This is a genomic window from Alteromonas aquimaris (genome assembly GCF_026183695.1).
Lineage (GTDB): Bacteria > Pseudomonadota > Gammaproteobacteria > Enterobacterales > Alteromonadaceae > Alteromonas > Alteromonas aquimaris.
The window spans coordinates 94,109-108,519 of the sequence record NZ_JAPFRD010000010.1; the positions used below are offsets into that span (position 1 = coordinate 94,109).

At 44.3% G+C, this 14,411-nt stretch carries 13 protein-coding genes; all 13 read right to left on the minus strand.

The window, feature by feature from the left end; genetic code table 11:
• Window positions 1-8: 8 nt before the first annotated feature.
• Window positions 9-1,343 carry a sodium-dependent transporter gene (locus OPS25_RS08110; RefSeq protein ID WP_265617176.1) on the minus strand — a complete coding sequence of 445 codons (1,335 nt, stop codon included), beginning with the start codon at window positions 1,341-1,343 and terminating at the stop codon, window positions 9-11.
• A 93-nt stretch (window positions 1,344-1,436) separates the two neighbouring features.
• Window positions 1,437-3,476: a carboxy terminal-processing peptidase gene (gene prc / locus OPS25_RS08115; protein ID WP_265617177.1), complete on the minus strand. Its 2,040-nt coding sequence runs from the start codon at window positions 3,474-3,476 to the stop codon at window positions 1,437-1,439.
• Window position 3,477: 1 nt separating this feature from the next.
• A complete protein-coding gene (gene proQ, locus OPS25_RS08120; protein WP_265617179.1) occupies window positions 3,478-4,149 on the minus strand; it encodes an RNA chaperone ProQ in 672 nt (223 codons plus the stop codon).
• 17 nt (window positions 4,150-4,166) lie between these two features.
• The gene (locus OPS25_RS08125; protein WP_265617180.1) at window positions 4,167-4,457 is read right to left on the minus strand and encodes a hypothetical protein; all 291 of its coding nucleotides are present in this window, start codon (window positions 4,455-4,457) and stop codon (window positions 4,167-4,169) included.
• Complete coding sequence (locus tag OPS25_RS08130; protein ID WP_265617181.1) at window positions 4,454-4,909, minus strand: GAF domain-containing protein; 456 nt, start codon at window positions 4,907-4,909, stop codon at window positions 4,454-4,456. The genes OPS25_RS08125 and OPS25_RS08130 overlap by 4 nt, the downstream gene beginning before the upstream one ends.
• Before the next feature lie 14 nt (window positions 4,910-4,923).
• Window positions 4,924-5,619 carry an SIMPL domain-containing protein gene (locus OPS25_RS08135; RefSeq protein WP_265617182.1) on the minus strand — a complete coding sequence of 232 codons (696 nt, stop codon included), beginning with the start codon at window positions 5,617-5,619 and terminating at the stop codon, window positions 4,924-4,926.
• Window positions 5,620-5,708: 89 nt separating this feature from the next.
• Window positions 5,709-6,938 carry a nucleoside recognition domain-containing protein gene (locus tag OPS25_RS08140; RefSeq protein ID WP_265617183.1) on the minus strand — a complete coding sequence of 410 codons (1,230 nt, stop codon included), beginning with the start codon at window positions 6,936-6,938 and terminating at the stop codon, window positions 5,709-5,711.
• 84 nt (window positions 6,939-7,022) lie between these two features.
• On the minus strand, window positions 7,023-8,099 hold the full coding sequence (locus OPS25_RS08145) for a pyridoxal-phosphate-dependent aminotransferase family protein (RefSeq protein WP_265617573.1): 1,077 nt from the start codon (window positions 8,097-8,099) through the stop codon (window positions 7,023-7,025).
• Window positions 8,100-8,583: 484 nt separating this feature from the next.
• Entirely contained in the window at window positions 8,584-9,123 is a 540-nt protein-coding gene (locus OPS25_RS08150; RefSeq protein ID WP_265617184.1) for a gamma carbonic anhydrase family protein, read from the minus strand.
• Between the two features lies 1 nt (window position 9,124).
• Window positions 9,125-9,985 carry an acyl-CoA thioesterase gene (locus OPS25_RS08155; RefSeq protein ID WP_265617185.1) on the minus strand — a complete coding sequence of 287 codons (861 nt, stop codon included), beginning with the start codon at window positions 9,983-9,985 and terminating at the stop codon, window positions 9,125-9,127.
• A 57-nt stretch (window positions 9,986-10,042) separates the two neighbouring features.
• Window positions 10,043-11,872 (minus strand): protein kinase domain-containing protein, encoded by a 1,830-nt coding sequence (locus tag OPS25_RS08160; RefSeq protein WP_265617187.1) that lies wholly within the window; start codon window positions 11,870-11,872, stop codon window positions 10,043-10,045.
• 3 nt (window positions 11,873-11,875) lie between these two features.
• Window positions 11,876-12,724, minus strand: a complete 849-nt coding sequence (locus tag OPS25_RS08165) for a 23S rRNA (adenine(2030)-N(6))-methyltransferase RlmJ (RefSeq protein ID WP_265617188.1) — start codon at window positions 12,722-12,724, stop codon at window positions 11,876-11,878.
• A gap of 86 nt (window positions 12,725-12,810) precedes the next feature.
• Entirely contained in the window at window positions 12,811-14,403 is a 1,593-nt protein-coding gene (locus OPS25_RS08170) for a dihydrolipoyllysine-residue acetyltransferase (RefSeq protein ID WP_265617190.1), read from the minus strand.
• Window positions 14,404-14,411 lie beyond the last annotated feature (8 nt).

The following is a 14,411-nucleotide window of genomic DNA, read 5'->3' on the forward strand; positions in this document are numbered from 1 at the left end:
ATCTCTAACTACGCAATAGAGCGGAAAAACATAAAAGCGATGACGACTGGGCACACAAAGCGAACATACCAAGGCCAGATTTTCCAGAACATAGTATGTTCTGCTTGCGCATTACCTTCTTTTAACTCAGCTAGGATACTGTCTCTTCGCCATACCCAACCTGCGAAAATACACAGTACCAGGCCCAATAATGGTTGACTATATTGTGTCGTTAGCGCAATAACAAAACCGAACAATGCTTGGAAATTGAAGATGATAACCGCGCTGGCGAGAAAGATAATTAGCGTCATCAGCCAGACGGCTTTACTACGCTTCATCCCTTTGCTCTCCACTAAATACGCGACAGGAACTTCAAGCATAGAGATAGAGGACGTAACGGCGGCAATAACCATCAAGGCGAAAAATGCAAACCCCACAAATACGCCTACACCAGTAATTGAATCAAACAATGCCGGAAGGACGGTAAAAATAAGTTGATCACCTTCAATCAATAGTCCGTCAGCGGTGAATATCTCAACCCCGTTATGTAACGCAACATACATTGAGGGAATAATCAGCATCCCCGCTATGATAGCCACACCAATGTCCACTAGAGCTACCGAAGCGCCAATCGTGGGCAGGTTTTCCTGTTTAGCCAGATAGGAACCATACACCAGCATCGTACCCACCCCAAGTGACATTGAAAAGAACGCCTGTCCCATAGCACTTATAAGTAAATCGGGATCTAAAACGCGGCTGAAATCAGGGACCAAGTATGCGCTCCAGCCTTCTGCCGCGCCGGGCTGAAAGCTTACATAAACGATCAGCAATAAAATAATGACCACCAAGGTGGGCATCAGTCTAACCGACCACTTTTCAATGCCCGCTTTTACCCCGCCAAGTACAATCATAGCGGTTAGGCTTAAAAATAACGCACAGAAAATCAGGTTACGCGGAACGGAAAAAGACACCAGCCATTTTGATATAGACTCAGCCCCTACTATATTTGCGGCCGACTCCCCAAAGTAGGCAATCATCCATCCCCCGACGATGGCGTAAAAGGCGAGAATAAGCGAAACAGTAATGCCGCCCCAGATACCGACAGTACGTCCAATGGCATTCCCCGAAATTTTACCGAGAGCATCGACCATATTTGAACGATTAGCACGACCAATAATTAGCTCTGCCATTAAAACTGGGTAAGCCAGTACAAACGCGAGCAGTAAATACACCAGTACAAACGCTGCACCACCATTGCTTGCGACTTGTGTAGGGAAACCCCAAATATTACCAAGTCCAACGGCTGAACCGGCAGCAGCTAGGATAAAACCAATGCGTGAAGAGAATTCACCTCGAGATGCCATATGTGTAGTCCCTGAATTTTTATTTTTTATTATTTCTGGCAGACAAAAAAAAGAGGCTGGTATAAGCACCAGCCTCTTTTTAAAAAAACGCTCTTAATTTTGGGTAATCGCGTATTTGCCAGTGTTGAGCATATCATACGTGATATTTGCCGCTTCGGTAAGTAGTGGATCGATTTCATCCAACTCATCGGGCAAGTCATCTAACGATTTTACTGGTTCTTTTCCTAGACGGGCCAGTCGCTCGTTTGTACGTTTAAGTTGTTTTTCTTCCGCTTCAACTTTTTCAGCTATACGCTCGGATTTAACGAGCGAAATATAGTTACGATCCTTGTTTTTATTATATTCACTGATATCTTCCTGAATATAACTAAACTCCGGGTCCTGCATAATACGCGCGTTGTGTTTGGCAGTTAGCACATCAACAGCACTTTGACTATCGGAGAACGTCGTATAGTTTGCGCGGTTAATGCTGTCCCAAGGAAGCGCATTTTCTTCCTGACTTTCACCCCAGTCTGCCGGATTGATTGCAGAAGGGAACAAAATATCAGGCACCACACCTTTGTGTTGAGTGCTACCACCGTTAATGCGATAAAATTTGGCGATGGTAAATTGCACGCTTCCTAGCGGATTGTCGTACAGATCATAAATACGTCCTAACCCACGGTGCTGCTGAACTGTGCCTTTACCAAAGGTTTGTTCGCCAATCACGATCCCACGATTGTAATCTTGCATGGCCGCAGCAAAAATTTCCGATGCAGAAGCACTATAACGATCTACCAAAACTGTGAGTGGGCCGTCATATGCAACCACACCATCTGTATCACGATTAACTGAAACCTTACCTTCGCCATAGCGAATTTGCACCACTGGACCTTTTTCAATGAACAGTCCTGACAGCAAGGTTGCCTCAGTCAGTGAGCCACCACCGTTTCCGCGTAAATCAACTATTACACCTTTCACATCTTGAGCTTTTAGTGCGTCGATTTCCTTTTTCACGTCAGCATGAAGGTTGTTATAAAAACTAGGAATGGTAATAACACCTAATTTTTCACCTTGATGGGGACCTGAATCAGGAACAAATACTTTTGATTTTGCGGCGCGATCTTCCAGCTTAATTTTGTCTCGTGTCAAACTAACCACTGACATCGTTTTACTTTCAGTCGCTCCTTTTTGTACTTGCAAACGAACGGTACTGCCCTTAGGACCTTTAATCAGTTCGACGACTTCATCTAAACGCCAACCGATTACGTCCACAAATTCGTCGTCATTTTGTGCTACGCCAACAATTTTGTCTTCTGGTTTAAGCGATTTAGATTGATCAGCCGGGCCACCAGGCACAATGCTTTTAATTACGGTGTAATCTTCTTCACTTTGTAGAACTGCACCTATCCCTTCGAAGGACAAGTTCATGTCCATTTGAAAGCGTTCGGCATTTCGTGGAGAAAGATAACTTGTATGAGCTTCAATACTGCGAGCGAATGAGTTCATAACGGTTTGGAATACATCTTCACTCTTAGCCTGCTGTAAGCGCTTAATGGCACGAGTATAACGTTTGGTCAAAAGTTCTTTAGCTTCTTCCCATGTTTTTTCTGCCAATACCAGATTCAATGCATCATACTTTACCCGTTGACGCCATAACTCATCAATTTCAGCTTGCGTTTCTGCCCACTGGGCGTCCTCGCGGTCAAAATAAAACTTGTCACCATCAGCTTCAAAATCAAAAGGTTCATTAAGCAAACTTAAAGCATATTTGAACCGGTCAATACGCCGTTCAGCATTGATGTTGTACATGTCGTAGGCAATATCTAAATTACCTTTGCTTAGCGCATCATCAAATTCGGTACGGTATTTTTCAAATTTTTCAATGTCAGACTTTAAGAAAATCTGTTTGTTATGATCTAATGAACTTAGATAACGATCAAAGATTTTAGTCGACAGCGCATCATCCAACGCAATTTCCTTATAATGTGCGCGGGTGAAGAGTGCGCTAACACGCTTAGCGGCGACACTGTGCTGTGTTTCCTGCTTAAGTATTGGGAGCTCATCAACAGTGGGTGTACTGGTGGACGCACCTGCTCCGACACTCATTGATAAAAACGCGCTAGCGATAGAAATACGAAGGATATTTGTCATTTTACGACCTCTTGGAACTTGCCAAACGTAAAGCCTCAGAAGTGACTTTTACTACCATGCCAGAATCCAACTGAACGTGAATGCCATCTTTAGCTACTTCGGTAATTACGGCATGCATAGGTGCTTTACCTAATTTAACCGTTACCTTGGTACCCGCATGCAAATCATTTTCAGTTAATTTTGGCGGCGGTGTTTTAGTTGGTCTGCTGGATTTAACTTTTGTTCCCTTTTTTCCTTCAACATTGCGTCTGGCAGGTGACGATGTTGTTGAAGCCTTTTCATTCTGCCTGGAATTCTGCTTTTGAGAGGCTGCATTATTTTGCGCCTTTCTTTTTTGAGCAGCTTTTTCTTTACTTTCATCTAATTGCTGACGTGCATGCTCAGCATGCTCTTTTTCGATCTGCGCATCCTGATTACCATCCAAGTCGACTCGATATGCGCCTTCCTTGATGCTGTGTAAATAACGCCAGCTATTAGTGTAATGCCGCAAGGTCGACCGTAATAAAGTCTTACTTACGCGCTCATCATCTTCTAAACGAGTAGCCAATTCCTGAAAAATACCAATCTTCAGTGGCTTGGCATCCCCTTTTAAAGAAAAACAGTTAGGAAACTTATCTGCTAAAAAGGCAATAACTTCTTTACTGTTTGAAAATTTTTGCTGTGCTTCTTCCATCAATGGTTCTATATTAATCACAAATTATTTTGGTTATCTGCATCATCCCAAGTTGCCAACGTGTGGTCAACCCAATCCAACAATTCATCTTCATCAATGTCTGTTAAATCTGGGTAACGATGCCAGGTTTCCCAACAATATTGAAATAAACGTTCCATGCTCGATACACTAATATCTTCATCGGCACGGTCGTACAAAACATGAACAATAAAATTAAATTGTTCTGCTGCCTCACTGGCATCATCAAAAAAATCTTCCATGTCTGCAGGTGTCGCCAGTACAACCTGAACATCCACATTCTGCTTCACGCTAGCGTGGCCATCAAGCGGTTTGCTATTGCGGTCAGGCCTTCTTTATCTTCCTGAGTAAAACGTGCCACACGTGGGCTGTCTATATCAAGTACACCGATTAAAGTATCGCCTACAATCAACGGAATAACAATTTCTGAATTGGAGGCGGCGTCACATGCAATATGACCTTCAAACGCATGGACGTCTTCCACCAATTGGGTTTCACGTCGCTCTGCAGCAGTCCCACACACGCCTTTACCCATGGGAATTCTAATGCACGCAGGATTGCCCTGGAATGGACCTAATACCAGCTGCTCTTCTTTATACAAGTAGAAACCAGCCCAGTTCACTTCTTCGAGCTGGGTATAGAGTAAAGCACTGATATTAGCCATATTTGCTATTAAATCGTGTTCGCCTGACACCAGGCTTTCTGCTTGATTGACCAAGCGAAGATAAAAATCATTTAACAAAGGTATGTTCACTCTTACTTATGTATTAAAAAAGTTACGTTAATATTTGCCGAAACGGATTGTTGCCCAGGTAATGAGGGAGCGGCTTCAGCCTGCATCATCTTATAACTGGACCGCGAGACTGGCATGTAACTACCCGATTCTGATATTTGCGCAACACCACCTAACTTCACGCCCAACTCCTTGCTTAAAAGCATCGCTCTTTGTTTCGCATCGTGCACGGCAGCGGTAAGAGCTTGCTTATAATAGGCCGCCTGGTCTGTGATCACAAAGTCAAATTGTTGTATGCGGGTCACGCCACGCGATAAAATACCGTCGATCAAGTTATCGTAATCTTTTAGTTCGCTATGCGTAAGCGTCACTTCGCGGGATAATACAAATCCGTTCTCCCGATGTCCCTGAGGGGTAGATTCATAGCCGGGTGTTAAGCGTACCTGCATGGATTGGATCTGTCTGGCAGCAACACCTTCTTTCAATAAAAAATCCACAACTTGTGACAGGTCAGCTTCTACTTGCTTATTCAGTTTTGCAACAACCTGCCCTTTTGCTTCAATAATAAAGGTAATTGAAAATGCATCTGGTACAGCGTCGATAACGCCATGACCTTGCACTTGGATAGTTGAAGGGACGTTTTTATTGTCATGCGCGTGAAGGTGACCAGTAAAAAAGAACAAAAAAAATGCGCAGCTAAGCGATGACGCCTTAAACATGAATTGGCCCTTTTGAGTTAAGGTTGTCAGTTTCACATCGCCTAGGATAGTGATGCAGGATATGGGGCGTCAATATGAATTCGCTAAAGTTAACCAAAAAACCAATAACTGACCACAATGGCGGTTAGAATACCCGCTGCATCTGCAGCCAGGCAACAGCCCACCGCATAACGTGAATGTTTGATACCCACCGCGCCTAAATAGACTGCCAACACATAAAATGTTGTTTCCGTGGAACCTTGTAAAACCGCGGCTAAACGTCCAGCAAACGAATCCGCGCCATGATGTGACATGGTTTCAATCATCATTGCGCGCGCCCCACTGCCGCTCAACGGTTTCATCAATGCAGTGGGCAATGCGTCAACGAAGCGTGAATCGAAGCCTGTCAATTCAACCGCTGCGCCAATAGCGTTGGTGACCATACCAAGTAAGCCACTCGCCCTTAACATTCCAACGGCAAATAACATCGCAATAAGATACGGAATAAGTGTGACTGCGGTTTCAAACCCCTTTTTTGCCCCTTCGATAAAGAGGTCATAGGTGTCCAGCCCTTTTTTCCATCCGACTAACAGCACAATCACAATAAAACTTAATAATAAAAAGTTCGCCACTGTGGCCGATTGATTGGCTAAATCAGCTGCCGCCAAATGTGTGAAATATAAAATTACACTCGCCATTAAGCTGAAAAAAACACCTAAAAACAATAAAACGACGCGGTTAAGTAAATTGATACGTTGAAGCATACACGTCACCACCAAGCCGGCTAACGTCGATGCACTGGTGGCAATAAGAATGGGTATGAAAACGTCGGTGGGTTGCGCTGCGCCCTGCTCTGCCCGATATAAAAATACGGCAATGGGAAAAAGCGTGACGGAAGAGGTGTTGAGCACTAAAAATAGAATTTGCGCATTAGTCAGTCTATCGGGATTAGCAGAAAGACTTTGCATGTCCTGCATCGCCTTGATGCCAAAAGGCGTTGCAGCATTGTCGAGCCCCAACACATTAGCTGACATATTCATGGTAATACTGCCCAATGCTGGATGATGCCTGGGGATCTCAGGCATAATACGCCGTAAAAACGGTGAAAGCAGAGAGGCAAGTTTATCGATTAAACCGGAATGCTCCGCCACTTTAAAAATACCCAGCCAAAAAGCCAGTACACCAATCAACCCAATCGCTATTTCAACGCTCAGTTTGACCATTTCTGTCACCGCTTGCATGACATGTTGGAAGCTTTCCGGCCCTGTACCGGTAAAAAATTGGATAATGGCTGTTAAAAATGCACTGACAATAAAGCAAAGCCAAATTTTATGTAGCATGCCGCCTCTTATAATTGTTGTTGGCAAAATTACACGCTGCCGCTGTTGCAGCAGTTGTCAGTGCATTAGTTTACCGCATTCAGGTTACTTTAGGACAGTCTTTAGCGCAGCAAGGCAATAATCCACATTGCGGTCAGAGCAACCATGCCCCATTAACCCAATTCGCCACACTTTGCCTGCAAGGTCGCCGAGCCCCGCCCCTACTTCGAGGTTAAATTCATTTAACAGTGTGGTTCTTACTTTGGCTTCGTCTACCCCGTCAAGCACGCAAACAGTATTTAACTGCGGTAATCTGGCCTCCGCCTTTACCAGCATGGATAAACCTAATCCTTCCAGACCGCTTACCAACTTGTTATGCAGCCGTGTATGTCGGGTCCACGCATTTTCCAGCCCTTCTTCTGTAAGGATAAGCAGTGATTCGTGTAATGCGTAGATACTGTTCACCGGTGCTGTATGGTGATATGCACGTTTGCCCTCGCCCCAATATCCCATGATGAGATTCATATCCAAAAACCAGCTTTGAACGGGATATTTGCGTTTTCTAATTGCCGCAACCGCGTGTTCACTAAAAGAAACGGGAGAGATGCCGGGTATACAGCTTAGGCACTTCTGAGAGCCCGCATAAACGGCATCAATCTGCCATTCATCAACATACAACTCGATACCACCTAACGAGGTCACGGCGTCCACTATGGTCAGACAGTTATGCTGTTTTGCGATGTGACACAGTTTTTCGATATCATTACGCACGCCGGTAGAAGTTTCTGCGTGCACCATCGCCACCGCTTTGACTTCCGGATGTCCCTTTAATGTAGCTTCAAGTTCGTCAGCGTCAGTTTGCTCACCCCAACTGGATTCTATGATTATGGCTTCACCGCCACAACGGATAACGTTTTCATGCATACGTTTTCCGAACACACCATTGCTACAGATTATTACTTTATCGCCCGGTTCTACAAGATTAACGAAACATGCTTCCATCCCAGCAGAACCAGGCGCAGATACAGGCAGCGTCAACGAGTTTGCAGTTTGAAACGCATATTGTAGTAATGCTTTTGTTTCATCCATTAGGGAGACAAAAGCCGGGTCTAAGTGACCAATAGTCGAGCGCGCCATCGCATTTAGAACCCGAGGGCTGACATCCGAGGGCCCTGGCCCCATTAATGTGCGAGTTGGAGGTATAAATGTCTTTGAAGCTGCCACGCGACGTCCTTCTTAAAATTGAAAGCTTAATCTTGTCAATATATTCACCAAATAACAAGAACAGCATATTTATAATTCACAACATGAATAATAGGAGAATACATTTATACTAAAGTCGTAATTTGTGGATGTTATTATCCTGTTGGTAGTTTGTGCGCTTAATGTGGATAAAATGTTAACAATTTTTCTTGACTCACTTACACATGTTATCAAATTGAATTTTAAAGATATTTTTCATATCTGGCGACATTTTGATGAAATGTAATGTTTAAATCAGCAAAAAATTGTTTATATCTTACTCAATAATGTTCTATGATATCTTTCCGTTGTAAAAAATTTTGCATGAATCTCTCCCTTGCAAAAGTTAGCGCACGGCTCAGCAATGAGCCATTCCCCTAGGCCCGGAACTCTGTTCTGGGCATTTTTTATGGGCGGAATAAAATTAAACGAAAGTGGTTGGATCTGATATGCTGGTGAGCTGCTCTCGATATCGTTGCGCATTTTGAGCGTAGTGCGTAGCGGATTCTTTTAACCGAGATTCTACTGCAGGATCCAAAGTGCGAATTATCTTCCCAGGTGAACCGACCACTAACGAGTAATCGGGAATGGTAGTATTTTCAGTAATCAGTGTATTTGCACCAATAATGCAATATTTACCAATCGTTACTTTGTTCAAAATAACGGCGTTTATCCCAATTAAGCTATAGTCCCCAATGTTGCACCCGTGCAGCATTGCTTTGTGCCCTACCGTAACACCTTTGCCCAACGCAAGCGGGATACCTTCATCAGTATGTAACACGCTTCCATCTTGTACATTCGATTTTTCACCTATAGTAATAGTGTCACAGTCTCCCCTTACGACCGCGTTAAACCAAACGCTTGCTTGAGCTTGAATCTCAACGTCGCCTATGATGTGTGCACCGGGCGCAATGTAAATTCCATTGGCCAGCTTAGGTACTTTATTTACTAACTGGTAAATCATGCTATTCGCCCACCATTCGCATCAGTCCCTCTTGCATGGTCGAAGCAATTAATTCACCCTGTTGATTGAAAATCTGGCCTTTTACGATCCCGCGAGCACTTCCTGAAAACGGACTCTCCATTGCATACAGTAACCATTCGTTAAAGTTGACTTCACGGTGAAACCACATGGCATGATCGATTGTGGCAATACGTAAATTTTTATCCAGCAGAGAAATACCGTGAGGCTGCAGTGAAGTACTTAAAAAGTGATAATCTGACGCGTACGAAAGCGCAGATTGATGTAACGAAATGGCGTTACCCAGTGGCTCCCTTGCACGCATCCATATATAACGAGTGGGTTCACGTCGGGTAGATTTATAAGCGTTCGCAGCATCGATTGTACGTATATCCACGGGGCGGTGATAACTGAGTGCTTCCTGTAGTGGTCGTGCAATTTTATCGAAATTGGCTTCGTAAAACTCGATATCAGACTGCAGTGTGCTGACATCAGGCGTCTGGGGCATCACCGCACTTTGATGGCTCGCTCCTTCCTCTGGGATTTGGAACGAGGCCGTCATGTAAAAGATATTCCTACCGTCCTGGATCGCTTTGACCCGCCGGGTAGAAAAGCTGCGTCCATCCCTCACGATTTCCACATCATAGACCACAGGCTTCTTTGCGTCTCCCGGCAACAAGAAGTAGGTATGAAAGGAATGTGCAAACCGACCCGCTTCTACGGTCTGGTATGCAGAAGCTAACGCCTGGCCGAGTACCTGGCCACCAAATAGTGCTCTAAAACCTAAATCCCAGCTTTGACCACGGTAAAGCCCTTTCTCGATTTTCTCTAATGCAAATAATGAAGCAAGCTTCACGTCGCTCATGAATTTACTCTCTTGTTATTAATTAATGGAATATAAACGCAGTGGTAGGAAAACAGATTAACATGCTCTGGGATTACGCGGATAATACTTTTCTGGTAGCTGTGCCGTATGGTCGAAATAGCGAGTATCTTTATACGGAAGTTTCATAAAACCAGAGATGCCTACCCCCTGGATTAATGGAACAGCCTCGACGATTTGTTCGAGTAAGCGTGCAAACTGTTGCTCGTTTGCATGATCCAAAAGCATAAAATAACTATGTATTTTGAGGTGAGTAGGTAAGGCCTCAAAAATAATACACCCGGTGTGGTGAATTTGGTTAAGCTCTTCTAATAATGACATCATGACCGCAGGAAGACTAAGTAATTCATCGGGATCCTGACCGTCTTCAAAATAGGAATGTGTGCGGCTCTGGTCATGGGTTACCGAAAGTCCCGAAAGTTCGAAGGGTATTTGACAGCTGGGATGGGGAACGAACGCTTCATGTTGGTGTTGGCGTTCAATGTGCAGAGTGTCTTTAGCGTTAAACATACAGCATTTAAATACACCCTGGCGGTGGATCGCGCGAGCTAAATGAATGACGTTATTCACGGCGTGTTCAAATGCGCTTTTCATCGTTTCATTGTACAGATTCAAACTGGAGTCAACGTAAATACCATCCGCTTCCCACCGGATCACTATCCCGCCCACAACGGGGTATCTGCCCAGCCTGCTGATAGCAGCTAGAAAGGCCTTTTCTGTGGCCCCCATGCCCTGCATATAATTTTTATAATAGCGCTCAAATTGTGCATCATTGAGGTAATTAAGTTCCTCTTCTTGTTCTTCGTTCTGTAAACGCAGAAAAGATTTGCGGGAACTGTAGACGACCGTTTCAATATTTTTTTCCGTGCGCCCCAGCCACGTGGGGATAAGGGAGCTAATGTTCGGGTTATTATCTGCGGTGAAAACGAGCTGTTTCAATACATGCAGGTTATTAAAAAAGTAGTCCCCGCCTGCTCTTTGTTTACGTACGTTGTCACTTAACATATTTGCTAAAATATTTGCGAAAAGTTTAGGCAAACCCAGTGACATAGGCGTAATCACGTTTTTACCAAAGCGACAAGACTGACCTGACGCAAGCGCATACACTGTGCTGGCTAAACCCTGTTCGTCAAACCGCGGTGAAGATAAAGCCCCCATTAACTGTTCATCACCAATAAAATAAATGTCGCCTAAACGCGCGTTGGTTTGGTGCATATCGCCAGACATCAAGTCCATGACATTACTGCCAATAAACTGACCTGATTCATCCAGTTGTGCAAAAACAGATGAGCCCCAATCAATTAGCTCTACTTTTTCCAGACGCTCGTTCCAGACCAGATTGGAGGGTTTTATATCGCCGTGTACTAACGGCTTAAGTTCGCCTTTTTCTTTATGTGTTTTAAGCGCTAATAAAATTTCGCCTAATTGTACGGCTATTTTAACTACGATACGTGGTGGAAGCGGTCCCATTTCCAGACTGACTTGCTCAAGATCCTTCCCAAGCGCCCGTTGCATGACCAATATGGATTGTTTACCGACGTGTTGGAACTCTACTAATCCTGGCACCTGAGGATGGTTAACGTGGGACAGCATAAATGCTTCTTCTTCAAGCCTATCCTGCACATGCTGAGGAAGATTAATACGCGAAAACTTAAATACCCGATGTCGTCCACCAGGTGTTTCACCACCAAAAACAAAACCAAATGCGCCTTTACCGATGAAATGGATCTTGCGGTAACCAAGTTGAGTGAGCTGCTCAATACACAATGCCACCCAGTCTTTTAACTTTTTTGCATCCTGATGAGAAAGCAGATATATCGACTGTTCCTCAGGAATATAAAAATGCTTAAGTGCTTTCGGGTGGTTCATATCTTATTGTTTATTGTGCCACGTTATCCGGCTGAATGCCGATGGGGTCAACTGACAAAACTCAGTTAAGGCTTGGCTTAAGTCGTTTTCTAACGTCCAGCAAGGATTTATCACGCACACCCCAGAACCATACATTCCACAATCGTTGGACTTAGCGTCTACTACTAATTCTGCCGTGAGGGTTTCGAAGCCCAGGTTATTCATTTTAGCAACCATCTGCTCACTCAAACCCGTTTTTTCTTTTGCTCTTTGGGATAAAAGCGGGTACCAGATAATTATTTGCGCCGTTCTCCATTTATGCAACGTTGAGGACACGCATTTCAAAACCGCCTGATACTCTTCTTTTTTCTCGTAGGGAGGATCGATAAGTACCGCTCCACGTTTGGTAGAAGGAGGAGCTAGTGCCAGTAATCCTTCAAGACCATCGCGATGATGAACATACGTCTGTTTATTGCCAGCATGCGATTTTAGCGCTCGCTTCAGGTTGATCACCTCATTTGGGTGCAGTTCCATAACCTGTAACGTGTCCTGATGACGTAGTAATTCAGCGGCTAATATAGGAGATCCGGGATAGAGATTGTCATGCAAAAAAGAACTGCATAGGTCCTGATATTGTTGAAGCAGCGGGGAAGAAAAGTGAGAGCCGATAACTGTACTGATACCACTTTTGAACTCACTATTTTTTTGCGCCTGCACAGAATCTAACGCATACACACCTGCCCCTGCATGCGTGTCAAACAAGGTAAAAGGTTTATCTTTATTTTTTAGATAAGAAATAACATTAAGCCAGCATAAATGCTTAATTACATCCGCATGATTACCAGCATGAAAAATATGATTGTAACTTAACAAGGCTATACAAATTGAATGAAGTGGATTCGCGCAGTGTACCTCGTTGAGAAGCGATCGGACAGGGAAATCTCCCTGCCCGACTCTTGTTATCGCAGGTGCATCAGCATAGTGCTTGGGTTGGTCAAATAACTCATAAACAGATTATTAAATCTCACCATGGTGGCGCCATCAATGATGCGATGATCACCCGACCAGTTCACTTGCATTATATGGTGCTTTTCCACTTCATCATTTTCATTGAAGCGCGGCAAAGCTTGGGTTTTACCTAGTGCAACAATGGCTGCTTCCGGTTTATTAATAACTGGGGTGGCAGTCATACCACCTATAGCGCCAATATTTGAAATACTGATCGTACCCCCTTTAAGAGATTCTCCACCCAACCTGCCTTCTCTGGCTTGATCAATAATGCCCTGCATTTGCTCCGCTATTTCTAATAACGAAAGATTCTGCACGCCTTTGATATTGGGTACTAACAAGCCTATTTTTGAGTCAACAGCAAAACCAATATTATGATCACTGAAATAGGTTAACTCGGTAGCGTCTTCGTTTAACTGAGAATTAATGATAGGGAACTCGTTTAACGCCAGCGATAATGCTTTGGCAAAAAACGGCATAAAACTCAGTTTTACGCCCTGTTTTTCGAAAACAGGTTTAAGTTGCTGGCGTAACGCTATTAATGCATCCATTCGCAACTCATCACTGACAGTGAAATGAGGTATAGTATAAACCGATGCCGACATTTGCTTCGCCATCGCTGCCTGAATGCCACGCACTTTCTCTGTACGGTTTTCCCTATTCGTACCAGCAGATTTGTCAGTAGAAACTGATGAACGTGAAGGTGCAGAGGTGGTATCGGCTTGCCCTTTCACATTTTGAACGTCGACTTTAAGGATACGTCCTTTCTTCCCGGAGCCCGATATTTTTGTCAGGTCAATATCTTGCTCTCTGGCAATGCGTCTAACCGCTGGACTTGCCAGCACTTTACCAGGAATTGTCACCGGAGGCTCATAGGCACCGTCAGGCCAACGCTGCTCAGCCGATTTTACAACTGCCTGATTGGTTGACGAGGCTTGGGATTGAACTGGCTTTTGTGGTGCCGTATCACTCCCGCCTTCAACTTCGAGCGCAAATAATGGCTCGTGTACTTTAGCTATGTCACCCTGCTGATGATAGAGCCGGGCAACTTTTCCTGCATGCTTAGCAGGAATTTCTACCACCGCCTTATCGGTCATCACTTCAACCACGGGCTGGTCTTCTGCAATTACATCACCCTCAGAGACATGCCATTTCACGATTTCGCACTCAACAATACCTTCACCGATATCAGGTAATATGAAGTCTTCTGTGCTAGCAGTTGACTGAGGCTGCATAGTCGGTTTCTCATTACTTTCAACCACCGCTTCAGAAGCAGGCTGACTCGTTGAACCGGTGTCTTCTTCCGCATCTATGTCAATGGCGAACAATGGAGAATGCACTTTAGCAATCTCCCCTACCTTATAATGCAGCTTCTTCACTGTACCTGAGTGCATGGCCGGTATTTGTACCGTTGCTTTGTCGGTCATCACCTCAGCTACAGGCTGATCTTCCTGAATGTGTTGACCTTCCTCGACCAACCACTCAAGAAGTTCGCATTCAACAATACCTTCACCGATATCAGGTAAAATAAAATCTGTCGTCATCATCTTAC

What these genes read in the sequence shown, in the direction of transcription:
- proQ (WP_265617179.1), bottom strand. Translation starts at nt 4,149, where the DNA reads ATGGAAGAAGCACAGCAAAAATTTTCAAACAGTAAAGAAGTTATTGCC.
- OPS25_RS08140 (WP_265617183.1), bottom strand. Translation starts at nt 6,938, where the DNA reads ATGCTACATAAAATTTGGCTTTGCTTTATTGTCAGTGCATTTTTAACA.
- OPS25_RS08150 (WP_265617184.1), bottom strand. Translation starts at nt 9,123, where the DNA reads ATGATTTACCAGTTAGTAAATAAAGTACCTAAGCTGGCCAATGGAATT.
- OPS25_RS08160 (WP_265617187.1), bottom strand. Translation starts at nt 11,872, where the DNA reads ATGAACCACCCGAAAGCACTTAAGCATTTTTATATTCCTGAGGAACAG.
- OPS25_RS08145 (WP_265617573.1), bottom strand. Translation starts at nt 8,099, where the DNA reads ATGGGGCCAGGGCCCTCGGATGTCAGCCCTCGGGTTCTAAATGCGATG.
- prc (WP_265617177.1), bottom strand. Translation starts at nt 3,476, where the DNA reads ATGACAAATATCCTTCGTATTTCTATCGCTAGCGCGTTTTTATCAATG.
- OPS25_RS08155 (WP_265617185.1), bottom strand. Translation starts at nt 9,985, where the DNA reads ATGAGCGACGTGAAGCTTGCTTCATTATTTGCATTAGAGAAAATCGAG.
- OPS25_RS08110 (WP_265617176.1), bottom strand. Translation starts at nt 1,343, where the DNA reads ATGGCATCTCGAGGTGAATTCTCTTCACGCATTGGTTTTATCCTAGCT.
- OPS25_RS08135 (WP_265617182.1), bottom strand. Translation starts at nt 5,619, where the DNA reads ATGTTTAAGGCGTCATCGCTTAGCTGCGCATTTTTTTTGTTCTTTTTT.
- OPS25_RS08170 (WP_265617190.1), bottom strand. Translation starts at nt 14,403, where the DNA reads ATGACGACAGATTTTATTTTACCTGATATCGGTGAAGGTATTGTTGAA.